Consider the following 26980-nt stretch of genomic DNA (forward strand, 5'->3'; position numbering starts at 1 on the left):
TGTCATGGAGCTCTTTGCCAACCTCGCTCACGGTTTCGCCGTCGCTTTCTCTCCGATCAACCTTCTGATGTGCCTGATCGGCGCGCTCGTCGGCACGCTGGTCGGCGTGCTGCCGGGCATCGGCACAATCGCCACCGTCGCGATGCTGCTGCCGATCACCTTCGGACTGCCGCCGGTCGGTGCGCTGATCATGCTCGCCGGCATCTATTATGGTGCCCAGTATGGCGGCTCGACCACCTCGATCCTTGTGAACATCCCAGGCGAAGCGACATCGGTCGTCACCGCCATCGACGGCCATGCGATGGCCAAGCAGGGCCGTGCTGGCCCGGCGCTGGCGATCGCCGCGATCGGCTCCTTCTTCGCCGGCTGCGTCGCGACCGTGCTCATCGCAGTGCTCGGCGCGCCGCTGACCAAGTTGGCGCTCGCGTTTGGTCCGGCGGAATACTTCTCGCTGATGGTGCTCGGCCTGATCTTCGCGGTCGTGCTTGCCAAGGGTTCGGTGCTGAAGGCGATCGCGATGATCGTGTTCGGCCTGCTGCTGTCGATGGTGGGCTCGGACATCGAGACCGGTGCCTCGCGCATGGCCTTCAACATTCCGGAGCTTGCCGACGGTCTCGGATTCGCGACGGTGGCGATGGGCGTGTTCGGCTTTGCCGAGATCATCCGCAATCTCGACGCCGGCGCCGAGATGAACCGCGATCTCGTGCAGCAGAAGATCACCGGTCTGATGCCGACGAGGAAGGATCTGATCGACTCGGCGCCCGCCATCGGACGCGGCACCGTGCTCGGCTCGATCCTCGGCATCCTGCCGGGCGGCGGCGCGGTGATCGCCTCGTTCGCGGCCTACACGCTCGAGAAGAAGCTCGCCAAGAATCCGTCGCGGTTCGGCCGCGGTGCGATCGAGGGCGTAGCGGCACCGGAAAGTGCCAACAATGCCGCAGCACAGACCTCTTTCATCCCGCTGCTCACCCTCGGCATCCCGCCGAATGCGGTGATGGCGCTGATGGTGGGGGCGATGACCATTCATGGCATCGTGCCGGGCCCGCAGGTGATGCAGAAGCAGCCGGACCTGGTTTGGGGCATGATCGCCTCGATGTGGATCGGCAATCTGATGCTGATCATCATCAACCTGCCGCTGGTCGGAATCTGGGTCCGCCTGCTGCGCGTTCCGTACCGGCTGATGTTCCCCTCGATCGTGATCTTCTGCGCGATCGGCATCTACTCGGTGAACAACGCACCGGTCGACGTCATCCTCGCCGGCGTGTTCGGTCTGGTCGGCTACTGGCTGATCAAGCACGATTTCGAGCCGGCGCCGCTGCTGCTCGGCATGGTGCTCGGACCGCTGATGGAAGAGAACCTGCGGCGCGCGCTGCTGATCTCGCGCGGTGACTGGAGCGTATTCCTGACGCGACCGCTCTCGGCGGTGTTGCTCGCGATCGCGGCCTTCCTGCTGGTGCTGACGCTGCTGCCGATGCTGCGCGCCAAGCGCGATGAGGTGTTCACCGAATCCGAGAACTGAGCGTGCGTTGCATCGCGCGCCGTGGCCCAAAGCAACTTGGCTAGTATTTTCAACGCGATAGGAAAGGGGCGGGACGCGAGTTCCGCCCCTTGCCGTTTGCGTCGGGAGCTCTCACTTTTCCGGGTATAATCGAGGGAGGCAGCGAATCGCCGCTGTCGCAGTGCGGGGGTGGCCGTTAAGTTCGCCGCCTCCCCAAGGGCTCATTGGCACATGCACCAATATCAGGACCTGCTCGAGCGGATTCTTTCAGACGGCGCCGAGAAGACCGATCGGACCGGCACCGGCACTCTGTCGGTGTTCGGCCATCAGATGCGCTTCAATCTGTCCGCCGGCTTCCCGATGTTGACGACCAAGCGGCTGCCGCTGAAGGCAATCGTCCATGAGCTCCTGTGGTTCCTGAAGGGCGACACCAACATCAAATATCTGCGCGATAACGGCGTCACCATCTGGGATGAGTGGGCCGATGCGAACGGTGATCTCGGTCCGGTCTACGGCCATCAATGGCGCTCCTGGCCGGCGCCGGACGGACGCAGCATCGACCAGATCGCCAACGTTATCGACATGATCAAGCGCAATCCGGACTCGCGCCGACTGATCGTCTCGGCCTGGAACCCGGCCGAGGTCGACAAGATGGCGCTGCCGCCTTGCCATTGCCTGTTCCAGTTCTACGTCGCCAACGGCAAGCTGTCGTGCCAGCTCTATCAGCGCTCGGCCGACGTGTTCCTCGGCGTGCCCTTCAACATTGCTTCATACGCTCTGCTCACCATGATGGTCGCGCAGGTCACTGGCCTGAAGCCCGGCGATTTCGTGCATTCGTTCGGCGACACCCATCTCTATTCCAATCATCTGGAACAGGCGCGGCTCCAGCTCACCCGCGCGCCGCGCGCGTTGCCGGTGATGCGGATCAACCCTGGTGTGAAGGACATCTTCTCCTTCCGCTATGAGGATTTCGAACTCGTCGGTTACGATCCGCATCCGCACATCAAGGCGGACGTCGCGGTCTGACGCGCATGGCGTTGAACATCCGCCGCGCACGTTCTGGCGAAGCCGGGCTCGTCCTTGATTTCGTCCGCGAGCTTGCCGCGTACGAAAAGCTCTCGCATGAAGTCGAGGCGAGCGAAGCTGATATTGCAGATGCGTTGTTCGGCAGCGATCCCAGGCTGTATTGTGCGATCGCCTGCTGGGACGGCGAGCCGGTCGGTTTCGCGGTGTGGTTCCTGAATTTCTCCACCTTCAGCGGCCGCTACGGCATCTATCTCGAAGACTTGTACGTGCGGCCGTCGCACCGCGGCAAGGGTCTCGGCAAGGCGCTGCTGGTCTATCTGGCCAAGGAATGCGTCGACAATGGCTGGCCGCGCCTGCAATGGGCGGTGCTCGACTGGAACGCGCCCTCGATCGCGTTCTACAAATCGCTCGGTGCCGTGATGATGGATGACTGGACGCTGTGCCGCGTGAGTGGTTCAGCATTGACGCGGCTTGCGGGGAGTGCGTCCTGATGGAGATCGTGTTCGTCGTGGCGGTCGCGGAGAACGGCGTCATCGGCGCCGGTAATGCGATCCCCTGGCGGTTGAAATCCGATATGGCGCGCTTCAAGGCGCTCACCATCGGCAAGCCGGTGATCATGGGCCGCAAGACCTTCGAATCCCTGCCCGGGCGCCGGCCGCTTCCGAACCGCACCAACATCGTCATCACGCGCGATGCGGACTATCGCGCCGCCGGAGCCATCGTCACGACATCGTCGGCGGACGCAGCTTCGGTTGCGCGCGGCGATGCCCTGCGGCGTTCGGTCGCCGAGATCGCGGTGATCGGCGGGGCAGAAATCTACCGGCAATGGCTCGACCGCGCCGATCGCCTCGAAATCACCGAAGTGCATGCGCGGCCCGACGGCGACACGCATTTCGACATCGACAAGGCGCAATGGGACGAGACGGAGCGCGTCCGCCATCCGGCCGGGCCGGACGACAGCGCCGACTTCTCCTATGTGACATATCGTCGGCGGCCCTCCCATTAACTGCATTCGCCAATGTTAACATTGACTTTTCTACCCCCAAGCTTAGCTCGGAGGGCGGTCAGGCTTGCGTTGTAAGGGTCCTTTCGGTCCCCTATAAAGCCGGACCGGACAATGCGGGCCGGCTGAAGTTCTAGTCCCGGTCTGCCGAGGAGAGCGTCGAATGCCGTGGAAGAATCAGGGCGGTGGTCCGTGGGGCTCGGGTCCGAAAGGACCATGGGGCACAGGCCCGCAACCGGTCGGGCCGAGGCCGCCGGATCTGGAGGACCTTCTGCGGCGCGGCCAGGACCGGCTCCAGCAGATCATGCCGGGCGGCTATTTCTCCGGCGTCGGCATCACGCTGATCCTGCTGATCATCGTCGCGCTCTGGCTGCTGTCGGGCTTCTTCCGGGTGCAGTCCGAAGAGCAGGGCGTCGTCTTGCGGTTCGGCAAGCATGTGCGCACCGTCGACCCCGGCTTGAACTACCATCTGCCCTATCCGATCGAGACCGTGCTGCTCCCGAAAGCCCTGCGCGTCTCCACCATTTCCATCGGCATGACTTTGATCGATGATCCGGCCCGGCGCGGCCGCTCGATCCGTGACGTGCCGGAAGAGAGCCTGATGCTGACCGGCGACGAGAACATCGTCGACGTCGACTTCACCGTGTTGTGGCGCATCAAGCCCAACGGCGTCGGCAACTTCCTGTTCAACATCCAGAATCCCGAAGGCACCGTGAAGGCGGTCGCCGAAAGCGCGATGCGCGAGGTGATCGGCCGTTCCAACATCCAGCCGATCCTGACCGGGGCGCGGACGCAGACCGAGACCACCGTGCAGGATTTGATGCAGAAGACACTCGACGGCTACGGCGCCGGCATCCAGATCACCCAGGTGCAGATGCAGAAGGTCGATCCGCCGGCGCAGGTGATCGATGCGTTCCGCGACGTGCAGGCGGCCCGCGCCAATCTCGAGCAGTTGCAGAACGAGGCGCAGACCTATGCCAACAAGGTCGTCCCGGAAGCCCGCGGCCGCGCTGCCAAGATCCTGCAAGACGCCGAAGGCTACAAGGAGCAGGCGGTGGCCGAGGCCAAGGGCCAGAGCGCGCGCTTCCTGAAAGTGTACGAGGAATACAAGAAGGCGCCCGACGTGACGCGTGAACGGATCTATCTGGAGACGATGGAGCGCGTGCTCGGCGGCTCAGACAAGCTGATTTATGACGGAAGTTCATCGGGCCAGGGCGTCGTGCCCTATCTGCCGCTCAATGAATTGTCGGCCAAGAAGCCCACGATGACCGGCCAGCAGCCGAGCGGAGGTACCCGATGAGGTCTCCGGTTACAGGCATCGTCGCGCTGCTTGCGGCGCTTCTGGTCGTGATCGTCGGCTACATGTCGCTGTTCACGGTGCAGCAGACCGAGCAGACCATCGTGCTGCAATTCGGTAAGCCGGTGGATGTCGTCACCGATCCCGGGCTGCACTTCAAGGCGCCCTGGAACTCGGTGATCAACATAGACAAGCGGATTCTCGATCTCGAGAACCCGTCGCAGGAGGTGATTGCCTCCGACCAGAAGCGGCTCGTGGTCGATGCCTTTGCCCGCTACCGCATCAAGGACGCGCTGCGCTTCTATCAGAGCGTCGGCTCGATCCAGGCGGCCAACCTCCAGCTCACCTCGCTGTTGAACGCGGCTCTCCGTCGCGTGCTGGGTGAGGTCAATTTCATTACGGTGGTGCGTGATGAGCGCGAGAAGCTGATGGGGCGCATCCGCGACCAACTCGACCGCGAGGCCGACGGTTACGGCATCGAAGTGGTCGACGTCCGCATTCGCCGCGCCGACCTGCCGGAGCAGAACAGTCAGGCGGTGTACGACCGGATGAAGTCCGAGCGCCAGCGCGAAGCGGCCGAGTTCCGCGCGCAGGGTGGCCAGAAGGCGCAGGAAATCCGCTCCAAGGCCGACCGCGATGTGACTGTGATTATCGCCGACGCGAACTCTCAGGCCGAACAGACGCGCGGCGTCGGCGATGCCGAGCGCAACCGCCTGTTCGCGGAAGCCTATGGCAAGGATGCTGACTTCTTCGCTTTCTACCGGTCCATGACCGCCTATGAGAACGGGCTAAAGAAAGACGACACCCGCTACCTGCTGCGGCCGGACTCGGATTTCTTCCGGTATTTTGGTAACCCGTCCGGCAAGACGCCAGCCGAGACGCCGGCGAAACCGTAAGCTAGACAGGGGCGGCGGCCTTGGCCGCCCTTGTCCAAACAAAGAACAGCACCACGGGAGGTTCCAATCCGATGAGGTCCATTGCGTTCGCCGACTTCCTCATCGGCTTAGGCATCCTGTTCGTGCTCGAAGGCTTGATGTTCGCGGCAAGTCCGGCCTGGATGCGCAAGGCCATGAAGAGCGCCATTGCCACGCCGGACAATATCCTCCGGGCGGTCGGAATCGGATCGGCCGTGGCCGGCCTGATCCTGATCTGGGTTATACGACGTCCGCTTTAAGCGCGGCGCCCAACGCCAAAGTGAAGGCGGGGGACGCGTTTTCGCCGTATTATCGGGGACTTGAGGGCCGTTAAGCTCCGCGCTTGCACCGTGCCCCCCTTCGAGCGCAGTCTTGGCGCCGAATCCTTTTCTCTGGAGACCACAATGACCGCTGCCACCATTGTCCCGACCCGTTTGCGCCAATACGCGCGATTTGGGCTGGCCGCGCTCGCGCTCAGTGCTTTCAGCGTGTTCGGCTCGCCGGCACATGCACGCGGACCGGAGGGCATTGCCGACGTCGCCGAGAAAGTGATCGACGCGGTCGTCAACATCTCGACGTCGCAGACTGTCGAGGCCAAGGGCAGCGGCAGCAACACCATGCCGCAACTGCCGCCTGGCTCGCCGTTCGAGGAGTTCTTCGACGACTTCTTCAAGAACCGCAAGGGTCCCGGCGGCGGCAGCAAGGGCGGCGACAATGGCCCGCCGCGCAAGACCAACTCGCTCGGGTCAGGCTTCATCATCGACACATCAGGCATTGTCGTGACCAACAATCACGTCATCGCCGATGCCGACGAGATCAACGTCATTCTCAACGATGGCACCAAGATCAAAGCCGAGCTCGTCGGTGTCGACAAGAAGACTGACCTCGCCGTGTTGAAGTTCAAGCCGCCGAAGCCGCTGATTGCGGTCAAGTTCGGCGATTCCGACAAGCTGCGTTTGGGGGATTGGGTGGTCGCGATCGGCAACCCCTTCAGCCTGGGCGGCACCGTGACCGCGGGCATCGTATCGGCCAAGAACCGCGACATCTCCTCGGGGCCTTATGACAGCTACATCCAGACCGATGCCGCCATCAATCGCGGCAATTCCGGCGGCCCGCTGTTCAACCTCGAAGGGGACGTCATCGGCGTCAACACCCTGATCATCTCGCCCTCCGGCGGCTCGATCGGCATCGGCTTCGCCGTGCCCTCGAAGACGGTCGCAGGCGTCGTCGATCAGCTCCGCCAGTTCGGCGAGTTGCGTCGCGGCTGGCTCGGCGTGCGCATCCAGAGCGTCACCGACGAAATCGCCGAAAGCCTCAACGTCAAGCCGGCGCGCGGCGCGCTGGTGGCGGGTGTCGACGACAAGGGTCCGGCCAAGCCCGCCGGCATCGAGCCTGGCGACGTGGTCGTCAAGTTCGACGGCAAGGACGTCAAGGATCCGAAGGACCTGTCCCGCGTCGTTGCCGATACCGCGGTCGGCAAGGAGGTCGACGTCGTCATCATCCGCAAGGGCGAGGAGCAGACCAAGAAGGTCACGCTCGGCCGACTGCAGGATCCGGACAAGGTGCAGGCCGCGGTGAAGACCGATGAGCCTCCGCCGGAGAAGCCGGTGACGCAGAAGGCGCTCGGCCTCGATCTCGCCGTGCTGAACAAGGATCTGCGTACGCGCTACAAGATCAAGGACAGCGTCAAGGGCGTGGTCGTCACCAATGTCGACGCCAATTCGGATGCTGCCGAGAAGCGCCTCTCCGCCGGTGACGTCATCGTTGAAGTCGCGCAGGAGGCCGTCTCGAGCGGCGCCGACGTCCAGAAGCGGATCGACCAGATCAAGAAGGACGGCAAGAAGTCCGCGCTGCTGCTGGTGTCGAACGGTGACGGTGAGCTTCGGTTTGTGGCGCTGAGCGTGCAGTAGGTCGCATTCTCAGTCCAGCACTCACTGTCATGCGCCGGCTTGACCGGCGCATCCAGTACGCCGCGGCCTCTCGGTTCAAGCACTGCCGCCTCTGGGATACTGGCTCACCCGCTTTCGCGGGTGATGACAGCAGAAGGAGGCTACCCCTCCACGAACTCGTCCCGCCGATACCCCTGCGCATACAGCAGCGCGGTGAGATCTCCATGATCGATCCGTGCGGCCGCTGCCGCAGCAACCGACGGCTTGGCGTGATACGCCACGCCGAGCCCCGCCGCCTGGATCATCGCCAGATCATTGGCGCCGTCGCCGACGACGACGGAGTCGACGTCGTCGAGATCGAACGATTCCATCAGATCCACCAGCGTTGCGAGCTTGGCCGCGCGCCCCAGGATCGGCTCCTTCACCTCGCCGGTGAATTTGCCGTCGCGCACGACGAGCTCGTTGGCGCGGTTCTCCTGAAAACCGATCTTGGCGGCGACCGCGCTGGTGAACAGCGTGAAGCCGCCGGAGACCAGGCAGGTATAGGCGCCGTGGCCGCGCATGGTCGCGACCAATTCGCGGCCGCCCGGGGTCAGCGTGATGCGCTTGGCCAGCACTTCGTCGACGACGCTGGCGGGCAGGCCTTTCAGCAGCGCGACGCGTTCGCGCAATGCCGGCTCGAACTCGATCTCGCCGCGCATCGCGCGTTCGGTGATGGCGGCCACATGGGCCTTCATCCCGACCAGGTCGGCGAGCTCGTCGATGCATTCCTGGCCAATCATGGTGGAATCCATGTCGGCGAGAAAAAGCTTCTTGCGCCGGAAGCCGACAGGCTGCACGACGATGTCGATCGGCAGGTCGCCCCGAAGCTCGCGGAGCCGCTGTTCGATAGCGTGGCGGTCGCTTTCGAGGTTACTGTCGGCGCCAAAGGGAATGTCGACTGCAACCCCGTCGAACAGCCAGTGTGCCGGTTGCGCCTTCGGCAACACGGCGCGGGCGCCATCGACGATGGTAGAGTCGAGCGCGGGATTGGCGGGATTGCAGATCAGCGTGGCGACGAGGGACATTTGAGGTTTTCGTGAGCGAGGGGTATCCGATCAAGGCCGTGCTTATCGCAGGCCCGACCGCCAGCGGCAAGTCGGCGCTGGCGCTGGAGCTTGCGCTGAACGCGGGCGGAATCGTCATTAATGCCGATTCCATGCAGGTCTATCGCGACCTCCGCATCATCACCGCGCGTCCCATGCCGGATGAGGAAGCGCGCGTGCCGCACCGCCTCTATGGCCATGTCGATGCTGCCGTGAATTTCTCGGCGGGGGCCTGGATGGCTGATGCCGCGAAAGCGCTGGAAGAGGTGAAGGCGGGAGGCCCCCTGCCGATCTTCGTCGGCGGCACCGGACTGTATTTCAAGACCCTGACAGCCGGCCTCTCGGCGGTCCCGCCGATCCCAGCGGAGGTGCGCGAAGCCGTCCGCGCGCGACTGGAGCGGAACGGCGTCGAAGCGCTGCATGCGGAACTGGCTCGCCGCGATCCGGGTGCGGCCGAGCGGCTGAACTTGCGCGATCGCACCCGGATCGCGCGTGCGCTCGAGGTGATCGAGGCGACCGGCCGCTCGCTGCTCGACTGGCACCATGAGGGGCAGCCGCCGCTGTTGCGGAAGGAAAGCTTTCGCGCGGTGTTTCTCGCCCCCGAACGCGACGAGCTCTATGCCCGCATCGACGCCCGATTCGACGCCATGCTGGGCGCCGGCGCCCTTGATGAGGTCGAGCGGCTCGCTGCCCGCGGCCTCGACCCGCTGCTGCCGGCGATGAAGGCCCATGGCGTGCCGGCCCTGATCCGTCATTTGCGCGGTGAACTCAGCCTGGAGGAGGCCGCCGCCATCGGCCGCGCCGATACGCGCCACTATGCCAAGCGGCAATTCACCTGGTTCCGGCATCAACTGCCAGAGTTCGAATGGGTGAAGCCGGGAGAGGCGGGGGGATGGCTTGCAGCGGCCATGAGTGCAGAGCAGCACTCCAGCTGACGCACTTTTGTGCCCGGGTTCCCGATTTTACCTCTCGCCGAACCCTGGGAACACCGCTACACTGCCTAAATCGCGCGGAAGCGGCCGCTTCGCCTTGACATCGAGGCTTTGGTCGTTATGTTTCGCGCAACCTTTGGGAAGCCGAGCGTCTACCGTGCGCAACATTATTACCGTACTCCTTATCGCCGTCGTACCCAGGCACACCGCCGGGGGTGGCTAGCTGCCATCCACATGACAGGCGGTGTGCAGGGTCCCTCTTCGGGGCCTTTTTTATTTCCCGAAACCGACACGAACGAAGCCGCTGACAGCAGCGCATCCGGAGCAAGCCAATGAGCGACAAGAGCCACGATCCGAACCAGATGACCGGCGCCGCGATGATCGTCCGCGCGCTCATCGATCACGGCGTGACCGATATTTTCGGCTATCCCGGCGGCGCCGTGCTTCCGATCTATGACGAGATCTTCCAGCAGAGCGAGGTCCAGCACATCCTGGTCCGCCACGAGCAGGGCGCGGGCCATGCTGCGGAAGGCTATGCCCGATCGACCGGCAAGCCCGGCGTTGCGCTTGTGACCTCGGGTCCCGGCGCGACCAACATGGTGACGCCGTTGACCGATGCGCTGATGGACTCGATCCCGCTGGTCTGCATCTCCGGCCAGGTGCCGACGCATCTGATCGGCAACGACGCGTTCCAGGAATGCGACACCGTCGGCATCACGCGCCCCTGCACCAAGCACAACTGGCTGGTGCGCGACGTCAACGATCTCGCAAAGGTCCTGCACGAGGCCTTCTACGTCGCAACCACGGGCCGTCCGGGCCCGGTGTTGGTCGACGTTCCCAAGGACGTGCAGTTTGCAACCGGCACCTATCATCCGCCGCGCAAATCCGACGTGCATCGCTCCTACGCGCCGCGCGTCAAAGGCGATGCAACCCAGATCCGCAAGGCCGTGTCGCTGCTCGCCAGTGCCAAGCGCCCCGTGATCTACAGCGGCGGTGGCGTGATCAATTCCGGCCCCGAAGCGACCAAGCTGTTGCGCGAACTGGTTGAGGTCACCGGATTCCCGATCACCTCCACGCTGATGGGCCTCGGTGCGTATCCGGCCTCGGGCAAGAACTGGCTCGGCATGCTCGGCATGCACGGCACTTACGAAGCCAACATGACCATGCATGATTGCGATGTCATGCTGTGCGTCGGCGCGCGCTTCGACGACCGCATCACCGGCCGCGTCGATGCATTCTCGCCGGGTTCGAAGAAGATCCACATCGACATCGATCCGTCCTCGATCAACAAGAACATCCGCGTCGACGTCCCGATCATCGGCGATTGCGGCAACATCCTCGGCGACATCCTCCAGGTGTTCAAGGCGGAGGCGAAGAAGCCCGACATCAAGGCGTGGTGGCAGCAGATCGCGCAGTGGCGCGCGCGCAACTCGCTCTATTACAAGAAGAGCAACGACGTCATCCTGCCGCAGCACGCGATCCAGAGCCTGTTCGAGGCGACGCGCGGCAAAGACACCTACATCACGACCGAGGTCGGTCAGCACCAGATGTGGGCGGCGCAGTTCTACGGCTTTGAGGAGCCGCATCGCTGGATGACGTCCGGTGGTCTCGGCACAATGGGCTACGGCCTGCCGGCCGCGGTCGGCGTGCAGGTGGCGCACCCTGACAGCCTCGTCATCGATATCGCGGGCGACGCCTCGGTGCAGATGACGATCCAGGAGATGTCGACGGCGGTTCAGTACGAGCTGCCGATCAAGATCTTCATCCTGAACAACCAGTACATGGGCATGGTGCGGCAATGGCAGCAGCTGCTCCACGGCAACCGCCTGTCGCATTCCTACTCCGAGGCGCTGCCGGATTTCGTCAAGCTTGCAGAGGCCTATGGCGCGGTCGGTCTCCAGGTCACCAAGCCTGCCGATCTCGATGGTGCCATCAAGGAGATGATCGCGGTGAAGCGCCCGGTGCTATTCGACTGCCGTGTCGCGGCGCTGGAAAACTGCTTCCCGATGATTCCGTCCGGCAAGGCGCACAACGAGATGCTGCTGCCGGAGCAGGCCAACGACGAGGCGACCGCAAGAGCATTCGCTGGCGGCAAGGCGCTGGTGTGATTGCGATAGATTTGAGGGGACGACAATGAACCAGCCCGCATCCGCGTACTTCATCGAAGAACGCCACGATCCCAACGAGACGCACACGCTTGCCGTGCTCGTGCAGAACGAGCCGGGCGTGCTCGCACGGGTCATCGGCCTGTTCTCCGGCCGCGGCTACAACATCGAGAGTCTCACGGTGTCGGAGACCGAGGCGCAGAAGCATCTGTCGCGCATCACCATCGTCACCACGGGCACGCCGATGGTAATCGCGCAGATCAAGCATCAGCTCGACCGCATGGTTCCGGTCTACCAGGTCGTCGACATGACGCAGACCCGACGCTCGATCGAGCGCGAACTGGCGATGGTGAAGGTGCGCGGGCAGGGCGAGCATAGGGTAGAGGCGCTGCGGCTGGCGGATGCTTTTCGTGCCCGCGTGATCGACGCCACCACCGAGAGTTTCGTGTTCGAGCTCACAGGCAATACCGACAAGATCAATCAGTTTATCGACCTGATGCGCCCGCTCGGCCTTGTCGAGGTGTCGCGCACCGGCGTTGCCGCGATCGGTCGCGGGCCTGAAGGGATGTGAGCCATGCTGGCGCGCGACTGGTACTATAACGAGCGGAACCGAATGGGCATCGAGCCCGCGGTGGCGTCGATCTACGACGCCCACGACGATGCCGATCTGCGGGCGCGCGCCGCACTGAGGATGCTCGGAGTCCAGCGCGGTTGGCGCATCGCCGATATCGGCTGCGGCAACGGCGTGCTCGCCACCGAAGCCGCGTTGATGGGTGCCGAGGTGGATGCCATCGACATCTCGCCGGCGATGCTGGCGCTCGCCGAGATCTATGCGCGCGACCGCAAGGCGCCCGTGCGCACCCAATCCGCCGGCCTGCTCAGCTTTGCCTACCGGCCCGAATCCTACGATTTGATCGTCAGCGAGTTCACGCTGCATCATCTGCCGGACTTTTGGAAAGTGGTGGCGATGTCGCGGATATTTCGTGCGCTGAAGCCCGGTGCGAGCTTCTACCTGCGCGACATCGTCTATGCGTCGATGCCCGATGCGATCGAGCGCGACATCGAGCAATGGGCCGACTACCAGATCAAAAATCACGATTTTTCACGCGGGGGCGTGGTGACGCATATGCGCGACGAATATTCCACCTTCGGCTGGGTGATGGAGCGGATGCTGACCGATGTCGGCTTCACGCTGGTCTCCGCCGATTATCACGCGCCGATGCACGCCACCTATCTCCTCCGCAAACCGAAAGCCGGCGAGCAAGGCTAGACGAGAAGAACAAGCAGGGCTGCACGACAGGGCAGAACCGGGAACAATGAAGCCGGCCGACATCCTTATCGCCCTCATGGTAGCGATCATCTGGGGGGGTGCCTTTGTGGCGAGCCGGATCGCGCTCGACGAGTTTTCGCCGGAACTGATGACGGCAATGCGCTTTTCGATTGCCGCGCTACCTTGCCTGCTCATTCCCAAGCCGAAGATCGCCTGGTCGCTTCTGGTCGCGATCAGCTTCACGCTGTTTCTTGGGCAATTCCTGTCGCAGGCCTACGGCATTGCCCATGGCGTGCCGGTAGGCCTGACCTCGGTCGTTGTACAGAGCCAGGCGCTGTTCACCGTCGGTTTTGCCGCGGTCGCCTTCGGCGAGCGTTCGACGCCGGCGCAGACGGTGGGCATCGTCATCGCAGCAGTCGGGCTGCTGATGATCTGCGGCACCGTCGGCTATGATTTCAGCGTTGGCGCTTTCGCCGTGCTGATGATCTCGCCGGTCAGCTTTGCCGTCGGCAATCTGCTGCTCCGCGGCGCCCGCGGCGTGCCGATGTTCAACCTGTTTGCCTGGCTGTGCCTCGCCGCGGCCGTGCCGTTGTTCGTGCTGGCGCTGATCGCCAACGGGCCGGCGCCGACCTGGACGTCGCTGACGCACATGTCGCTGAGATCAGCGCTCTGCATGCTGATGCTCGGCGGCATTTCTACCAGCATCGCTTATTGGCTGTGGGGCCGCCTCTTGCGCGACTATCCGGCGGCTCAGGTGGTGCCGTTCGCGCTGCTGGTGCCGTTCGTTGGCTCCGCCGCCTCCAGCGTCGTGTTTGGTGAGCGGTTCGGGCCATTGCGCCTCGCCGGCATGCTGACCGTGATCGGCGGCATCGCGGTGATGGTGCTGGCGAAGCGCCCGCAAGTCCTGCCAAAGACCGCGTGAGGTGACTATGGCCTACTCGCTCTTCTATGCCTTCCTCGCTTTCATGGTGGTGATGTATTTCACGCCTGGGCCGAACAACATCATGCTGTTGTCCTCAGGACTGACTTACGGCTTCCGCCGCACCATTCCGCACATCGTCGGTATCGTCCTCGGCTTTGCTTTCATGGTCGCGACTGTCGGCCTCGGGCTCGGCACCATCTTTCTGGCCTATCCGATCCTCCAGACCATCCTCAAATATGCCGGCGCCGCCTATTTGATTTATCTTGCCGTCGTGATCGCCTTTTCAGGCCCGGCCAAGCCGGGCGATGAGGATGGCCGCGGCCCAATGACGTTCTGGGGCGCGGCGATGTTCCAGTGGATCAACGCCAAGGGCTGGGTGATCGTGATCGGCACCATCACAGCCTATGCGGCGATCGCCCAGTTTCCCCTGAACATCGCGATTCAGACCCTGATCAGCCTAGTGGTCGGCACCGCCTCGACCGTGGTCTGGGCTTTCTTCGGCACTGCACTACGACCGGTGCTGACCTCGGAGCGGCTGGTTCGCGCCTTCAATATCCTGATGGCGCTCCTGCTGCTCGCCTCCCTTTACCCCGTTTTCATGGATGCATGATGTCGCGGATTTCCATGCAGAAACGGGTTTCCCTCAGGGCTGAAAATGCTCTAGACAGCCCCCGAAATCCGCAAATTCCACCCTTCGGACACTGACCATCGGCCGATTTTGGCCCTCAACGAGGAAACGACTATGCGTGTTTATTACGATCGCGACGCCGACCTGAACCTGATCAAGGGGAAGAAGGTCGCCATCGTCGGCTATGGCAGCCAGGGCCACGCCCATGCGCTCAACCTGAAGGACTCCGGCGTCAAGGAAGTGGCGATTGCGCTGCGCAAGGACTCGGGCTCGGTCAAGAAGGCGGAAGCCGCCGGCTTCAAGGTGATGGAAGTCGCCGAAGCTGCCAAATGGGCCGACCTCGTCATGATGCTGACCCCGGACGAGCTCCAGGGCGACATCTATCGCGAGCACCTGCACGACAACATGAAGAAGGGCGCCGCTCTCGTGTTCGCACACGGCCTCAACGTCCACTTCAACCTGCTCGACCCGCGCGCCGACCTCGACGTGCTGATGATCGCGCCGAAGGGCCCCGGCCACACCGTGCGTTCGGAATATCAGCGCGGCGGCGGCGTGCCCTGCCTGATCGCGATCGCCAAGGACGTCTCGGGTAACGCCCACGACCTCGGCCTGTCCTACGCCTCGGCCGTCGGCGGTGGCCGCGCCGGCATCATCGAGACCACCTTCAAGGAAGAATGCGAGACCGACCTGTTCGGCGAGCAGGTCGTGCTCTGTGGCGGCTTGGTCGAGCTGATCAAGGGCGGCTACGAGACCCTGGTGGAAGCCGGCTACGCACCGGAAATGGCTTATTTCGAGTGCCTGCACGAAGTGAAGCTGATCGTCGACCTGATCTATGAAGGCGGCATCGCCAACATGAACTACTCGATCTCCAACACCGCGGAGTACGGCGAGTACGTCACCGGTCCGCGCATCGTCACTGCGGAGACCAAGGCCGAGATGAAGCGCGTTCTCGCCGACATCCAGGGCGGCAAGTTCGCCCGCGACTGGATGCTCGAGAACAAGGTCAACCAGACCTCGTTCAAGGCGACCCGCGCCAAGCTCGCTGCACACCCGATCGAGGAAGTCGGCGCGAAGCTGCGCGACATGATGCCCTGGATCAAGAAGGGCGCGCTGGTCGACAAGTCGAAGAACTGACGGCTTGCGTGCCCCGGATGCAGCGCAGCGCTCAAGCGGTGCGCTGCTGATCCGGGGCCATTGCCGCCTTGGTCCCGGCTCTGCGCTGCGCTTGTCGGGGGCAAGAGCGAAAACAAAGAGCTCCGCTCGCCAAAACCAATTCTTAAATCTTCGCGGCTACATCTGGGCGAGATCGCACACAGCGAGCTCGCTCCTTTCATCTCGCGCGAAGCATTGCTGCTTCATTCAAATTCTTCGCGCGTTGAAGTGCTCCTAGAGAGCCAAGAACTGACGCTTAAACCACATTCTTGTCTTCGCCTCGATTTCCAGATTTTTTCAAAGACCGTGATCGCCCAAAAGCGCAGTGCGTTCAGAGTCTAGGATTCGGCTCTTCATCCGTACTCTCAAGGCATCGTCAATCGCCATTTGCGACGCTCGCGCACTGCTTCATCTTAAGAACAGACACTCGATGCGCCTTCTTGCGAGCCCTGCTTAGCTCGCCGCGATGGCTTGCCCGCGCGGGTGGCGAGCCATTGCGATCAGCCGCAGCGCCATCGTCGCAAGCAGCGGAAGCAGGAATGCCGCATAGGCCGGCATGTGCGGTACGCGCTTGCCGAATGACACCATGAACTGGAACCAGAGATAATAACCACCCACGAGGTGCAGCGCGCGCCAGGCGCGCGGGCCGATCAGCGCGGCCGTGCGGTCGAGCGAGGTCGCACTCATGGCGATGATCACGGCATAGCCGATGCCGCCGAAGACGTAGGAGGCCCGTGAGGTCGCCTGCGCAAAGCCCTCCGGGTCCATGTTGGCGAAGACGACAATCGCGATCGCGTGGATGGTGTGGGAGGCGGCAAAGCTCATGCCCAGATAGCGTCGGTTGCGGCGCTGCCAGCGCGTCCAGGCATTGGGCCACAGCCGCGCCAGCGCCGCTGCACTGAAGGTCAGGCAAAACAGCAGGAACGAGCTACGCGCCGTGAAGCGGATCACCATGCGAATGCCATCAACCTCAAACCCCCGCATCGATGCGATCCAGAGGCTTAAGGCGATCAGACTCAGCGTGAGGGCGGCGAGCAGCCGCCATCCCTCAAGCCAGCTTTGACGTTGCGGCATGGTGGTCTCCTTTATTAGTTATGTAATCAACGATTACATTGAGATGTGGCGTGGTCGTCAATGGTGTAATCGCTGCTTACATTCACGTTGGAGTGATGCTAGAAGGCGCCATGTCTCCCCGTCAGACATCCAAACCTCGCGCTCGCCAGACATCCGAAGCCCGGCCGTATCATCACGGCGACCTTCGTCGCGTGCTGATCGATGCTGCGTTGCAGCTGGCTGCCGAAGGTGCAGAGGTCTCAGTGCGCGAGGCCGCGCGCCGGGCTGCGGTGTCGCCGGGAGCCCCATTCCGACATTTTCCCAGCCGCGACGCCTTGATGGCTGCCGTGGCCGAGGAGGCGCAGCGGCGCTTTCGGGTCGAGATCGAAACCGCGCTGGCAGATGCTTCGCCCACCGACGCCCTGGCACGCTTCCGCGCCTTCGGCCTCGCCTATGTGCGATGGGCCATGCGCAACCCCGCGCATTTCGAGATCATCTCGACGGGGCGCTATTTCGCCCACGGCAGTTCGGCCGAGCTGACGCGCGACAACGCCGAGCTGGTCGCGCTGACCGAAGGGAGGCTCGCTGAGGCGGCCGCTCAGGGCCTGCTGCGGTCGACGGATCTAAGGCGCGTCCTGATCGCTGGTCGCGCCCTGATCTACGGTTTCGCCCGGATGAACCTCGACGGCCATTTCCCGCGTTGGGGCGTGGAGGAGGCCGAAGTTGAACAGATGGCGGAAGGTGTGATCGACCTGTTCATCAGCGGGATCTCGAAGCCCTAGCGTTGTCCGAAAAAGGCTCTTCGCCGCCCGCTAACATTAAGCGAAGGTCGGACGCCGGATCGCGTTGCCTGCGCGCGATCGTTCCATTACAGATTTGTGACACGGTGCAGCCGGCTGCGCCGGACGCCCTGGCCGTCTTGAGGCCGGCCAGACGGCTTGGCATCATCGTGCCGGAACGTGTTCAGCGTGTCCTCGATGGCGTCCGCGCCCAATCCAGGTCCTTCCGCCACCACCGCCGTTCTGGCGAACGTCGCCGCGCTCGGCATCTGGCGGCTGCTTGCGGTGGCCGCGCCGCACGTCGCAGCGCTATCGCTGATGTACGAGACCGAGACCGATTTCGCCTCGCGCCTTTCCTTCCTGCTCGCCTGGGGAATTCTCAACTTCTTCTGGATCGCGCTGTTGGGCCGGCCCGCCCTGTCGGGGGCGCTGTCGCTGACCATGGTCGTGGTGCTGGTGCTGCTGTCGCGGCTCAAGCACGACGTTGCGCAGATGACGGTCAACTTCATCGACCTGATGATGATCGACCGGGATACGGTCGCGTTCCTGTTCACGATCTTCCCGAACTTGCGCTGGTCGGTGATCGGGGCGGGTCTGCTCACGCTGCCGCTGATGTATGCGCTGTGGTGGCTCGATCCATTTCGCATCCGCCGCCTGCCGGCGCTCACCTGCAAGCTCGCCTGCCTCGCCGCGCTGGTCTTCTATTCGCTCTACCATCCGGACGAGGCTTGGCGCGGCTATTACGACGACGGCTACCTCTCGAAATTCTTCCGCTCCGGCGTCACCGCGGTGTCCGATTTCGTGCAATACGGCTTCATGGAGTCGGCTGTTTCGACCGACGAGCGGCTCAACCTGCCACTGATCGATGCCTGCCATCCTGCCGGCCGCCGGCCGAACATCGTCATGATCCATGATGAATCGAGCTTCGATATCCGCGCCGCGCAGGGCATCAAGGTGCCGCCGGGTTACGGCAGCCACTTCAAGTCCTGGGACGGCAAGGAGCGCACGTTCCTGGCCGAGAGCAATGGCGGGCCGAGCTGGTTCACCGAATACAACGTGCTGGCCGGTCTCTCCTCGCGTTCGTTCGGTCGCTTCGCCTATTTCGTGACACGCATCGCGTCGGGCCGCGTCGAGCGCGGTCTGCCGCTGGCGTTGCGCCGCTGCGGCTACGAAACGATGTCGCTCTATCCTGCCTATGGCGGATTCATGGGTGCGCGCAGCTTCCAGATCACGACCGGCATCGAGCGTTTTCTCGACGCTCATGATCTCGGCGCCAGGGACGTCGAGCCCGACAGTTTCTTCTATGAAAGAGCGTTGCGGTTGATGGGCGAGCGGGCGCCGAACAAGCCGCTGTTCACCTTCATCTACCTCGGCGCCAATCATTTCCCCTGGGAGACGCGCTTCCGCCCCGATCTGATGCCGAACTGGCGCGCGCCGGGCAACGTGCCGTCCATCGACGAATATCTGCGCCGGCAGGCGATGAGCGCTGAGCAATACAAGGGCTTCATCGCAGGCTTGAAGAAGACTTTTCCGGGCGAGCCCTTCCTGATCGTGCGCTACGGCGATCATCAGCCCGAATTCGCTCCTGCTATCCTCGAGCCCGGCCTCGACGAAGGCGCGATCGGCAGGAAGCTGGATGCTTACGACCCGCGCCTCTACGCGACGTATTATGCAATCGATGCCGTCAATTTCGAGCCTGTGAAAAGCGACGCCGTGATGGACACGATCGACGGTGCCTATCTGCCGCTGGTGATCCAGGAGGCCGCCGGCATTCCGCTCGATCCGTCCTTTGCCGAGCAGAAGAAGATCATGCTCCGCTGCAAGGGTATCTTCTACGGCTGCAGGGGCGGTGCGGAGGCGCGGCGGCTGAACCGGCTGCTGATCAATGCAGGGATGATTCACGGCCTCTAGCGATCCTGCTTGTCGTGTTACGATATATTAATCTTTCCGGCGTGAACCCCTCAAACTAAAGTCTGAGCCGAAAAACGCCTGAAATCACCGACTTGTAATTGGTGCGGCGTCTCGCTTCCCAAACTTTGTCACGATTGGTCCCATCATCCCACACGCCGCCACCATGGTCTTTCCGGCGGTAATGTTGCCGATCCCCGATCCCCCTTCTTGCAGGAGAACATCCATGCGAGCGCTTGATGCCGCGCGCCTTGCATTCGCCCTCATGCTGCTGAGTCCAGCTGCTCATGCCCTCGAACCGGCGCACGACATCAAGGGCCTCTTTCTCATGACCGACTATCCGGCGGTCACCGTGCGCCCCGGCACGACCAGCAACATCTCCCTGCGCCTGCAGAACTATGATCTGTCGCCTCAGCGCTACCAGCTTTCGGTCGCGGGCGTGCCGAGCGGCTGGACTGCGACCCTGCTCGGCGGCGGCCAGCCCGTCGCGGCGGCGATGCCGGCCCCCGATGGCAGCGTCGCACTTCAGCTCAGGCTCGATGTTCCCGCCGGCAACGATCTCAGCGCGCACACGCTCACGGTGAAGGCCGAGGGCCAGGGCAGCAGTGCGGAGCTTCCGATCGCCGTGTCGCTCGCCAAGGAGCTGCCGGCAAAACTCACGGTCAAATCGAGCCTGCCGTCCCTGCGTGGCAGCCCCAAGTCCAATTTCGATTACACGCTCTCGATCAAGAACGATTCAGGCCGCAATCTCACCGCCAGTTTTGCCGCCGAAGCGCCGGCCAATTTCGAGACCTCCTTCACCGAGGCCTATGGCACGCAGGAGCTCTCCTCGATCCCGATCGATGCCGGCCAGTCCAAGGACGTCAAGCTGAAGGTGCGTCCGCCTACCACGATCGATGCCGGACATTTCCCGGTGAAGGTGACCGTGAAGGCAGAGGACGCCTCGGCCTCCACCGAGCTCGCGCTCGATGTCGTCGGGCAGCCGCAGCTCCAGATCTCCGGACGCGACGGCCTCTTGAGCGCCCGCGCCGTTGCGGGCAAGCAAAGTTCGATTCCGATCGTCGTGACCAACACCGGCACTGCGCCGGCCGAGAACATCGCGCTGGCGGGCACCGCGCCGAACGGGTGGAAGGTGACGTTCGAGCCGGCGACGATCGATCGTCTCGTGCCCGGCAAGGACAGTGAGGTGCAGGCGCTGCTCACTCCCAGCGACAAGTCGCTGGCCGGCGACTATCAGACCACCATCCGCGCCTCCTCGCGCGGTGAAAGCGCCTCGAGCCAGTTCCGCATCACTGTCGCCACCTCGACGGTGTGGGGCGTGGCGGGCGCCGGCGTCATCGGCGTCGCGCTGTTGTTGATGCTTGGTGCAGTCGCGAGGTACGGACGCCGATGAGCGAGCAGCAGACCGAGGTCAACAGCGCGCCCCGCGATCTCGTCATCAGCGCGCGCGGCCTTACCAGGCACTACGGAAAATCGATCGCCGTCGATTCCATCGATTTTGGCATCGCCCGCGGTGAGGTATTCGGCCTGCTCGGCCCGAACGGCGCCGGCAAGACCACCACCATCCTGATGATGCTCGGACTGACCGAGATATCGTCGGGCGAGGTCAGCGTGCTCGGCTTCGATCCGGCCCGCGAGCCGCTGAAGGTCAAGCAGCGCGTCGGCTATCTGCCCGATGCCGTCGGCTTCTACGACCAGCTTACGGCTACGGAAAATCTGGCCTACACCGCCAAGCTGATGGGACTCGCCCGCGCCGAGCGGGCGGCCCGGATCGAGTCGGCGCTCGCCCGCGTTGGCCTTGCCGAGGTGGCCGAGAAGCGTGTCGCGACCTTCTCGCGCGGCATGCGGCAGCGGCTGGGTCTGGCCGAGATCATCATGAAGCGCGCCGAGATCGCAATCCTCGACGAGCCGACATCTGGCCTTGATCCGCAAGCGACGCAGGAATTCCTCGGATTGATCCGCGAGTTGAAAGCCGAGGGCGTCACCGTGCTGCTGTCGTCCCATATGCTCGACCAGGTCCAGCGCGTCTGCGACCGGGTCGCGCTGTTCCGGGGCGGCCGCATCGTGCTCATGGGCGCGGTGCCGGAGCTTGCCGTCAAGGTGCTCGGTGCGGGCTTCGTGGTCGAGGTCGAAGCCGAAGGGCCCGGCATCGCCCGGCGGCTGGCGATGATCCCGGGGGTGACCCAGGTGGAGACCCTTGCCGCCGATCGTTTCCGCATGACGGCCGAGCGCGACGTGCGGCCGGATGCGGCGCGCGCCGTCGTTGCGGGCGACGGGGCGCTGCGACGGTTGTCGGTCGACGAGCCGAGTCTCGAGACGATCTATGCGCGCTACTTCCAGGCACAGCCCACGGGGGACGTTCGTCATGCGGCGTGAGGGATCACCGTTCCAGGGCTTGTCGACCGTGTTCGTCAAGGAGCTCTCCGACCATGTCTCCAGCATTCGGATGCTGATGCTGGAGCTGCTGATCGTCTCCACGGCGCTTGCCGCGCTCTATGAAGCGATCAGCAGCCTCAGGCAGAACACCGCGGAAGATCCGTTTCTCCTGCTGCGATTGTTCACCATCGACCAGGCGCCTTTGCCGTCCTTTGTCGCCATCCTCGGCTTTCTCATTCCATTGATGGCAATCGGGCTGGGTTTCGATGCCGTCAACAGCGAGCACAACAGGCGGACGATGTCGCGTATCCTGGCGCAGCCGATCTATCGTGATGCGCTGTTGATGGGCAAGTTCCTTGCAGCCCTCGCCACCATCGGGATCAGCCTTGCCGCCTTGTGGCTGCTGGTGATCGGCCTCGGACTGATCTTCCTCGGCGTGCCGCCCGGAGGCGAGGAGATCGCGCGATCGGCGGTGTTCCTGATCGTGGCGATCTTCTACGCCGGCGTCTGGTTGTCTCTGGCGATGTTGCTGTCCACCGTGTTCCGGTCGGCAGCCACCGCAGCGCTGGTCGCGCTGGGCATTTGGCTGTTCCTGACGGTGCTCTGGCCGATGCTGGCTCCGGCGCTGGCGCAGGCGATCGCACCTGCAGACCCGCGCTACGTGCTGCTCGGCCTGAACGATCCGGCCACCGCGATCTGGACGCAGGAGCTGCTCCGGCTGTCGCCGAACGACCTGTTCGGGGAAGCGATGCTGGCGGTGCTGTCACCGACGACCCGTACGCTCGGACCGGTGTTTCTCGATCAGCTTCGTGGCGCCGTCATGGGCGCGCCGCTGCCGTTCGGCGAAAGCATCATGATTGCTTGGCCGCAGACCGTCGGCCTGGTCGCCGGCACCATCATTCTGTTCGCGTTCAGCTATGTGCTGTTCCAGCGGCAGGAGGTGCGGGCGTGAATTGATTGCGTTTTGCCCATCTCGGCCTCCAGAGACGGGCAGGAGGGGGTAGCCGGACGTCCCCTGCGGCTAACCCCCTCAACTCTTCTACGGTCGTCCGACCTTGCCCCACAACCACTTTGCCACCGCATCCGGCGATGAATTCGCGTCATTACCGCTGGCGCGCAAATTGGCCTCACGCATGGTGGCAATATCGATCTTGCCGAGCAGCGGGCTTAGCGCCGCCTTTAGCTGCTTGTCGCCGGCGCGCTTCGGCGCCAGCAGCAGGATGGCGTCATAAGGCGGGATCGCCTGCTTGGGATCGTCGAGCGCCACCAGATCGTATTTCGCGATCAGGCCGTCGCTGGTGTAGCCGGCGATGACGTCGACCTCGCCGCTTGCGACCGCCGCATACATGAAGTCCGGCTGCATCTGGCGCTGGGCGCTGAACTGAAGACCGTAGGCCTTTTGCAGCGCCGCCCATTCCGGCCGCGAGAAGAACTCGTAGTCGCCGGCGATCGACAGCGTCGAAGCGTGCGCGGCGAGGTCTGCGATGGTGTGGATGCCGAGCGCGTCGGCGCGCTTTTTCGGCATCACCAGCGCATAGGCATTCTCGAATCCGAGCTCGCCGAGCAGGGTGATGTTGTCCTTCGCGAGGGACGTCTTCAACTCCGCCACCAGCTCCGCGCGCGGCTTGATGTCGGTGCGGTGCAGCTGGTTGGTCCAGAGCGTGCCGGAATAGTCGACATAGAGGTCGATGTCGCCGGCCTTCAGGGCCTCGAAGATCACGCTCGAGCCGAGACCCGATCGTGCTGTCGCGGAAAGGCCGGCCGCCTGGAGGCGGTCGCGCAGCAGCGCCGACAGCACATATTGCTCCGCAAAGGTCTTGGCGCCTACCACATAGCCGGATGACGAACGCCCCATGGTCGGGATCAGCGTCGCCGCAACCAGTGCCGCAATACCGATCGCACCGAGTCCGGCGCGCAGGCGATTGCGGCGGCGCAGCCCACTCTCGATCAGCCCAAGCAGCTGATCGACAGCGAGCGCGAGCAGGGCTGAGGCAAAACAGCCGAACAGCACGAACACCCAGTTCTGGGTCTGCAGCCCTGCAAAAATGTAGTTGCCGAGACTAGTCTGCCCGATCGGCGTCGACAGTGTCGCAGTGCCGATCACCCACACCGCGGCGGTACGGATGCCGGCCATCATCACCGGCAGCGCCAGCGGCAGCTCGACCATGAGCAGCGACTGTCGCGGCGTCATGCCGACTCCCTTGGCAGCTTCGATCAGCGCAGGATCGATGCCGTTCAGCCCGGTGATGCCGTTGCGCAGCACCGGCAGCATCGAATAGAGGGCCAGGGCGAGCATCGCCGGCAGGAAGCCGAACGCGGAGAAGGAGACGCCGAACCAGGCAAGCGTCAGGGATGCACCGAGCAGCAGCAGCGGATAGAACAGCGCGAGCAGGGCCAGCCCCGGCACGGTCTGCACGATGGAAGCGAGCGCGAGCAGGATGGCGCGCGGTGCCGGGCGATTACGCGTGACGATCGCCAGCGGCAGGCTGACGGCGAGGCCCAGCGCGAGTGCGGCCAGGCTCACCCGCACATGATTGCCCAGATAGTCGGGCAAATGCGACAGCGCCTCGCCCCAGCGCGGATCCTTGAAGAGGCTCATGCCGCACCGCCCTGTGGCAGCAGCAAGTTCAGTCGTTCGACCTGGCGCCGGGGCGTGCGCAACAACTCCAGCACATAAGCATCGCTGCTCTTCGAGAGCTCCGCCGGCGAACCTTGCGCCAGCAACTGTCCGCCGCGCATCACCGCGATGCGATCGGCGAGTAGGATCGCCTCCGTCATGTCATGCGTAATCATCACGGTGGTCAGCCCGAGGCGGCGATGCAGCGAGCGGTAGTCGTCGCCGAGCGCGTCGCGGGTGAGGGGATCGAGCGCGCCGAACGGCTCGTCCATCAGCAGGATGCGAGGCTTGGCAGCGAGCGCCCGCGCCACGCCGACGCGCTGGCGCTGGCCGCCGGAGAGCGCCCCGGGCAGCCGGTCGCGATGCGAGGCCCGGTCGAGTTGCACGAGTTCGATCAGCTCGTCGACGCGCGCGGCAATCTCGGCCGAGGGCGCGCCGAGCAGCTTTGGCGTGATTCCGATGTTGTCCGCGACGCTCAAATGCGGAAACAGCCCGCCGCTCTGGAAGACGTAGCCGATCCGGCGGCGCAGCGCGACCGGATCGATGTTTTGGACGTCCTCGCCCTCGACCGTGATGGTGCCGCCGTCGACCTCGATCAGCCGGTTGGAGAGCCGCAGCAGCGTCGTCTTGCCAGATCCCGACCCGCCGACAATGGCCAGAAACTCGCCTTCGGCGATGTCGAGCGACAAATCGTCGACGGCCCTGAGGGGGCCGAAGCTCTTGGTGACGTGGGTGTAGCCAATCATCGGTCTGGAAGGCATCAGACGTGCACTCAGCTCGCTTGCCCTCCAGAGGGAGGGTGGATGGTCGAGGCCCATGCGTAGCACGCTTGGCCGGTTGATTGAACTTGGCCGCGCGAGCGGCTAAGGCATCAAGCCAAGTTCGGAGGAAACACATGACAACGCCCACGGCAGTGGCGCTGGAAGATGCCAGGGTTGCGTTCCGGCTGGGGGACGGCCGGGTCTATACGGCGGTGGAGAAGGCCCATCTAACGGTCGCGCAAGGCGAGTTCGTCGCCATCGTCGGTCCGACCGGATGCGGGAAATCGACACTGCTCAATGTCGCCGCCGGGCTGCTCAAGCCCGCCGCCGGTAGCGTCAGGATATTCGACCGGCCGCTTGCGGGGCTGAACCGGGACGCCGGTTACCTGTTCCAGGCCGATGCGCTGTTCCCCTGGAAGACCGCGCTCGACAATGTCGCAATTGGGCTCGAGATCAAGGGCACGCCGCGCGGTGAGGCGCTGCCGCAGGCGCAAAAATGGCTCACCTCCGTCGGCCTCGGCGCCTTCGCGGGCCGCTATCCGCACATGCTTTCCGGCGGCCAGCGCAAGCGCGTCGCGCTCGCGCAGGTGCTGATCCGGAATCCTAAGATCCTCTTGATGGACGAGCCATTCGGGCCGCTCGATGCGCAGACGCGCCAAGTGATGGGCAATCTTCTGCTAGATCTGTGGAACGCCGATCGCAAGGCCGTGCTTTTCGTGACCCATGATCTCGAAGAGGCCATCGCGCTCGCCGACCGCGTCGTGATCATGTCGGCGGGGCCGTCCTCCCGCATCATCGGCGATTGGCGCGTGCACCTTGCCCGTCCTCGCGATATTTTCGAGGTGCGGCTTGACAAGGAATTCCATGCGCTGCATCGCGAGATCTGGAGCGTGCTCAAGGACGAGGTGATGAAGGGGTACGCGCAATCCATCCAGCCGGCGGAGGCCGTGTGATGTCGCGTGTCACGCTGTTGGCGCTACAGGTACTGGTCGCCGTCGTCTGCCTTGCGCTGTGGCAATTTTTTTCGAGCGTCCCTGTGTTCGGCAAGATTTTGCTGCCGCCGTTCTTCTTCTCAAATCCCGTCGACGTGTTCAGTCAGATCGTGAAATGGTTCGCGAGCGGGGTCATCTGGAAGCATCTGGCAATCACGCTCTGGGAATCCATCCTCGCTTTCGCGATCGGCTCGCTCAGCGGCGTGCTGGTCGGATTCTGGTTCGCACGGCAGCCGCTGGTCGCTGCGGTGTTCGATCCCTACGTCAAGATGGCCAATGCGCTGCCGCGCGTCGTGCTCGCGCCGATCTTCGCGCTCTGGCTCGGCCTCGGCATCTGGTCCAAGGTCGCGCTCGGCGTGACGCTGGTGTTCTTCATCGTGTTCTTCAACGTCTATCAGGGGGTGAAGGAGGTCAGCCGCACTGTGCTCGACAATGGCCGCATGCTCGGGATGAGTGAGCGGCAATTGATGCGGCATGTTTATTGGCCGTCGGCGCTGTCGTGGATGTTCTCCTCGCTCCACACCTCGGTCGGCTTTGCGGTCGTCGGCGCCGTCGTGGGCGAATATCTGGGATCGGCGGCGGGGCTCGGCTATCTGATCCAGCAGGCCGAAGGCGTGTTCGACGTCGCCGGCGTGTTCGCCGGCATGTTCGTGCTGTCGGCCTTCGTCATCCTGATCGATTTTGGCGTGACGCTGGTGGAGCGGCGTCTGCTGGTGTGGCGGCCGGCGGTAGATGGGCACAGCTAGCGGAAAAACGGCCCGCGTATGGGCGCG

26 protein-coding genes are annotated in these 26980 nt (G+C 63.8%); 22 read left to right on the forward strand and 4 right to left on the reverse strand.

Annotation, left to right across the window (positions count from 1 at the left end; all coding sequences use genetic code 11):
- Positions 1-4: 4 nt before the first annotated feature.
- The 8 genes from XH88_RS16715 to XH88_RS16750 all read left to right on the forward strand — a co-directional run bounded on the left by XH88_RS16715 (position 5) and on the right by XH88_RS16750 (position 7648).
- Positions 5-1519 (forward strand): tripartite tricarboxylate transporter permease, encoded by a 1515-nt coding sequence (locus XH88_RS16715; RefSeq protein WP_271669387.1) that lies wholly within the window; start codon positions 5-7, stop codon positions 1517-1519.
- A gap of 210 nt (positions 1520-1729) precedes the next feature.
- Positions 1730-2524 (forward strand): thymidylate synthase, encoded by a 795-nt coding sequence (locus XH88_RS16720; RefSeq protein WP_271669388.1) that lies wholly within the window; start codon positions 1730-1732, stop codon positions 2522-2524.
- 5 nt (positions 2525-2529) lie between these two features.
- Entirely contained in the window at positions 2530-3015 is a 486-nt protein-coding gene (locus XH88_RS16725) for a GNAT family N-acetyltransferase (protein WP_271669389.1), read from the forward strand.
- Positions 3015-3530 carry a dihydrofolate reductase gene (locus XH88_RS16730; protein WP_271669390.1) on the forward strand — a complete coding sequence of 172 codons (516 nt, stop codon included), beginning with the start codon at positions 3015-3017 and terminating at the stop codon, positions 3528-3530. The genes XH88_RS16725 and XH88_RS16730 overlap by 1 nt, the downstream gene beginning before the upstream one ends.
- A gap of 160 nt (positions 3531-3690) precedes the next feature.
- The gene (gene hflK / locus XH88_RS16735; protein ID WP_271669391.1) at positions 3691-4827 is read left to right on the forward strand and encodes an FtsH protease activity modulator HflK; all 1137 of its coding nucleotides are present in this window, start codon (positions 3691-3693) and stop codon (positions 4825-4827) included.
- On the forward strand, positions 4824-5720 hold the full coding sequence (gene hflC, locus XH88_RS16740) for a protease modulator HflC (RefSeq protein WP_271669392.1): 897 nt from the start codon (positions 4824-4826) through the stop codon (positions 5718-5720). The genes hflK and hflC overlap by 4 nt, the downstream gene beginning before the upstream one ends.
- Before the next feature lie 71 nt (positions 5721-5791).
- Positions 5792-5998, forward strand: coding sequence for a DUF2065 domain-containing protein (locus XH88_RS16745; RefSeq protein WP_271669393.1), 207 nt, complete (start codon positions 5792-5794; stop codon positions 5996-5998).
- A 144-nt stretch (positions 5999-6142) separates the two neighbouring features.
- On the forward strand, positions 6143-7648 hold the full coding sequence (locus XH88_RS16750) for a Do family serine endopeptidase (RefSeq protein ID WP_271669394.1): 1506 nt from the start codon (positions 6143-6145) through the stop codon (positions 7646-7648).
- 140 nt (positions 7649-7788) lie between these two features.
- Here the strand turns inward: XH88_RS16750 and serB are convergent, their stop codons facing one another.
- The gene (gene serB / locus XH88_RS16755) at positions 7789-8694 is read right to left on the reverse strand and encodes a phosphoserine phosphatase SerB (protein ID WP_271669395.1); all 906 of its coding nucleotides are present in this window, start codon (positions 8692-8694) and stop codon (positions 7789-7791) included.
- Positions 8695-8705: 11 nt separating this feature from the next.
- Between serB and miaA the strand changes: the two genes are divergently transcribed.
- From miaA to ilvC, 7 genes are all read left to right on the forward strand, one after another.
- A complete protein-coding gene (miaA, locus tag XH88_RS16760; protein ID WP_271669396.1) occupies positions 8706-9647 on the forward strand; it encodes a tRNA (adenosine(37)-N6)-dimethylallyltransferase MiaA in 942 nt (313 codons plus the stop codon).
- Positions 9648-9976: 329 nt separating this feature from the next.
- Positions 9977-11752, forward strand: a complete 1776-nt coding sequence (locus XH88_RS16765; RefSeq protein ID WP_271669397.1) for an acetolactate synthase 3 large subunit — start codon at positions 9977-9979, stop codon at positions 11750-11752.
- A 25-nt stretch (positions 11753-11777) separates the two neighbouring features.
- On the forward strand, positions 11778-12320 hold the full coding sequence (ilvN, locus tag XH88_RS16770) for an acetolactate synthase small subunit (RefSeq protein ID WP_271669398.1): 543 nt from the start codon (positions 11778-11780) through the stop codon (positions 12318-12320).
- 3 nt (positions 12321-12323) lie between these two features.
- Positions 12324-13019: a class I SAM-dependent methyltransferase gene (locus XH88_RS16775; RefSeq protein ID WP_271669399.1), complete on the forward strand. Its 696-nt coding sequence runs from the start codon at positions 12324-12326 to the stop codon at positions 13017-13019.
- A gap of 46 nt (positions 13020-13065) precedes the next feature.
- Positions 13066-13941, forward strand: a complete 876-nt coding sequence (locus XH88_RS16780) for an EamA family transporter (protein ID WP_271669400.1) — start codon at positions 13066-13068, stop codon at positions 13939-13941.
- Between the two features lie 7 nt (positions 13942-13948).
- On the forward strand, positions 13949-14551 hold the full coding sequence (locus tag XH88_RS16785; protein ID WP_271669401.1) for a LysE family translocator: 603 nt from the start codon (positions 13949-13951) through the stop codon (positions 14549-14551).
- 132 nt (positions 14552-14683) lie between these two features.
- Positions 14684-15703 carry a ketol-acid reductoisomerase gene (gene ilvC / locus XH88_RS16790; RefSeq protein ID WP_014493068.1) on the forward strand — a complete coding sequence of 340 codons (1020 nt, stop codon included), beginning with the start codon at positions 14684-14686 and terminating at the stop codon, positions 15701-15703.
- Between the two features lie 471 nt (positions 15704-16174).
- On the opposite strand, the gene XH88_RS16795 is transcribed toward ilvC, so the two are convergent.
- Positions 16175-16795, reverse strand: coding sequence for a hypothetical protein (locus XH88_RS16795; protein ID WP_271669402.1), 621 nt, complete (start codon positions 16793-16795; stop codon positions 16175-16177).
- Positions 16796-16986: 191 nt separating this feature from the next.
- Between XH88_RS16795 and XH88_RS16800 the strand changes: the two genes are divergently transcribed.
- From XH88_RS16800 to XH88_RS16820, 5 genes are all read left to right on the forward strand, one after another.
- Positions 16987-17556 carry a TetR/AcrR family transcriptional regulator gene (locus tag XH88_RS16800; protein ID WP_271669403.1) on the forward strand — a complete coding sequence of 190 codons (570 nt, stop codon included), beginning with the start codon at positions 16987-16989 and terminating at the stop codon, positions 17554-17556.
- A 195-nt stretch (positions 17557-17751) separates the two neighbouring features.
- Entirely contained in the window at positions 17752-19464 is a 1713-nt protein-coding gene (locus tag XH88_RS16805; RefSeq protein WP_271669404.1) for a sulfatase-like hydrolase/transferase, read from the forward strand.
- Positions 19465-19687: 223 nt separating this feature from the next.
- The gene (locus XH88_RS16810; protein WP_271669405.1) at positions 19688-20854 is read left to right on the forward strand and encodes a COG1470 family protein; all 1167 of its coding nucleotides are present in this window, start codon (positions 19688-19690) and stop codon (positions 20852-20854) included.
- A complete protein-coding gene (locus XH88_RS16815; RefSeq protein ID WP_271669406.1) occupies positions 20851-21837 on the forward strand; it encodes an ABC transporter ATP-binding protein in 987 nt (328 codons plus the stop codon). Before XH88_RS16810 ends, XH88_RS16815 begins: the two co-directional genes overlap by 4 nt.
- Complete coding sequence (locus XH88_RS16820; RefSeq protein WP_271669407.1) at positions 21827-22789, forward strand: ABC transporter permease; 963 nt, start codon at positions 21827-21829, stop codon at positions 22787-22789. The genes XH88_RS16815 and XH88_RS16820 overlap by 11 nt, the downstream gene beginning before the upstream one ends.
- Positions 22790-22876: 87 nt before the next feature.
- Here XH88_RS16820 and XH88_RS16825 read toward each other — a convergent pair whose 3' ends face one another.
- Both XH88_RS16825 and XH88_RS16830 read right to left on the reverse strand, forming a co-directional pair.
- On the reverse strand, positions 22877-24436 hold the full coding sequence (locus XH88_RS16825) for an ABC transporter permease/substrate-binding protein (RefSeq protein ID WP_271669408.1): 1560 nt from the start codon (positions 24434-24436) through the stop codon (positions 22877-22879).
- A complete protein-coding gene (locus XH88_RS16830) occupies positions 24433-25215 on the reverse strand; it encodes an ATP-binding cassette domain-containing protein (protein WP_271669409.1) in 783 nt (260 codons plus the stop codon). Before XH88_RS16830 ends, XH88_RS16825 begins: the two co-directional genes overlap by 4 nt.
- 134 nt (positions 25216-25349) lie before the next feature.
- Between XH88_RS16830 and XH88_RS16835 the strand changes: the two genes are divergently transcribed.
- A complete protein-coding gene (locus XH88_RS16835; RefSeq protein ID WP_271669410.1) occupies positions 25350-26168 on the forward strand; it encodes an ABC transporter ATP-binding protein in 819 nt (272 codons plus the stop codon).
- Positions 26168-26953, forward strand: coding sequence for an ABC transporter permease (locus XH88_RS16840; RefSeq protein WP_271669411.1), 786 nt, complete (start codon positions 26168-26170; stop codon positions 26951-26953). The genes XH88_RS16835 and XH88_RS16840 overlap by 1 nt, the downstream gene beginning before the upstream one ends.
- The last annotated feature ends 27 nt before the right edge of the window (positions 26954-26980 follow it).

The organism is Bradyrhizobium sp. CCBAU 51627, assembly GCF_028128765.1.
Classification (GTDB): domain Bacteria; phylum Pseudomonadota; class Alphaproteobacteria; order Rhizobiales; family Xanthobacteraceae; genus Bradyrhizobium.

Bases quoted from the DNA above. Each gene is read 5' to 3' on its own strand.
- XH88_RS16750 (WP_271669394.1), top strand. From the start codon at position 6,143: ATGACCGCTGCCACCATTGTCCCGACCCGTTTGCGCCAATACGCGCGA.
- XH88_RS16730 (WP_271669390.1), top strand. From the start codon at position 3,015: ATGGAGATCGTGTTCGTCGTGGCGGTCGCGGAGAACGGCGTCATCGGC.
- XH88_RS16765 (WP_271669397.1), top strand. From the start codon at position 9,977: ATGAGCGACAAGAGCCACGATCCGAACCAGATGACCGGCGCCGCGATG.
- XH88_RS16780 (WP_271669400.1), top strand. From the start codon at position 13,066: ATGAAGCCGGCCGACATCCTTATCGCCCTCATGGTAGCGATCATCTGG.
- XH88_RS16805 (WP_271669404.1), top strand. From the start codon at position 17,752: ATGGCGTCCGCGCCCAATCCAGGTCCTTCCGCCACCACCGCCGTTCTG.
- serB (WP_271669395.1), bottom strand. From the start codon at position 8,694: ATGTCCCTCGTCGCCACGCTGATCTGCAATCCCGCCAATCCCGCGCTC.
- hflC (WP_271669392.1), top strand. From the start codon at position 4,824: ATGAGGTCTCCGGTTACAGGCATCGTCGCGCTGCTTGCGGCGCTTCTG.
- XH88_RS16820 (WP_271669407.1), top strand. From the start codon at position 21,827: ATGCGGCGTGAGGGATCACCGTTCCAGGGCTTGTCGACCGTGTTCGTC.
- XH88_RS16785 (WP_271669401.1), top strand. From the start codon at position 13,949: ATGGCCTACTCGCTCTTCTATGCCTTCCTCGCTTTCATGGTGGTGATG.
- ilvC (WP_014493068.1), top strand. From the start codon at position 14,684: ATGCGTGTTTATTACGATCGCGACGCCGACCTGAACCTGATCAAGGGG.
- XH88_RS16795 (WP_271669402.1), bottom strand. From the start codon at position 16,795: ATGCCGCAACGTCAAAGCTGGCTTGAGGGATGGCGGCTGCTCGCCGCC.
- XH88_RS16725 (WP_271669389.1), top strand. From the start codon at position 2,530: ATGGCGTTGAACATCCGCCGCGCACGTTCTGGCGAAGCCGGGCTCGTC.
- XH88_RS16825 (WP_271669408.1), bottom strand. From the start codon at position 24,436: ATGAGCCTCTTCAAGGATCCGCGCTGGGGCGAGGCGCTGTCGCATTTG.
- XH88_RS16840 (WP_271669411.1), top strand. From the start codon at position 26,168: ATGTCGCGTGTCACGCTGTTGGCGCTACAGGTACTGGTCGCCGTCGTC.
- hflK (WP_271669391.1), top strand. From the start codon at position 3,691: ATGCCGTGGAAGAATCAGGGCGGTGGTCCGTGGGGCTCGGGTCCGAAA.
- XH88_RS16815 (WP_271669406.1), top strand. From the start codon at position 20,851: ATGAGCGAGCAGCAGACCGAGGTCAACAGCGCGCCCCGCGATCTCGTC.
- XH88_RS16720 (WP_271669388.1), top strand. From the start codon at position 1,730: ATGCACCAATATCAGGACCTGCTCGAGCGGATTCTTTCAGACGGCGCC.
- ilvN (WP_271669398.1), top strand. From the start codon at position 11,778: ATGAACCAGCCCGCATCCGCGTACTTCATCGAAGAACGCCACGATCCC.
- XH88_RS16810 (WP_271669405.1), top strand. From the start codon at position 19,688: ATGCGAGCGCTTGATGCCGCGCGCCTTGCATTCGCCCTCATGCTGCTG.
- XH88_RS16775 (WP_271669399.1), top strand. From the start codon at position 12,324: ATGCTGGCGCGCGACTGGTACTATAACGAGCGGAACCGAATGGGCATC.
- XH88_RS16745 (WP_271669393.1), top strand. From the start codon at position 5,792: ATGAGGTCCATTGCGTTCGCCGACTTCCTCATCGGCTTAGGCATCCTG.
- XH88_RS16835 (WP_271669410.1), top strand. From the start codon at position 25,350: ATGACAACGCCCACGGCAGTGGCGCTGGAAGATGCCAGGGTTGCGTTC.
- XH88_RS16715 (WP_271669387.1), top strand. From the start codon at position 5: ATGGAGCTCTTTGCCAACCTCGCTCACGGTTTCGCCGTCGCTTTCTCT.
- XH88_RS16830 (WP_271669409.1), bottom strand. From the start codon at position 25,215: ATGCCTTCCAGACCGATGATTGGCTACACCCACGTCACCAAGAGCTTC.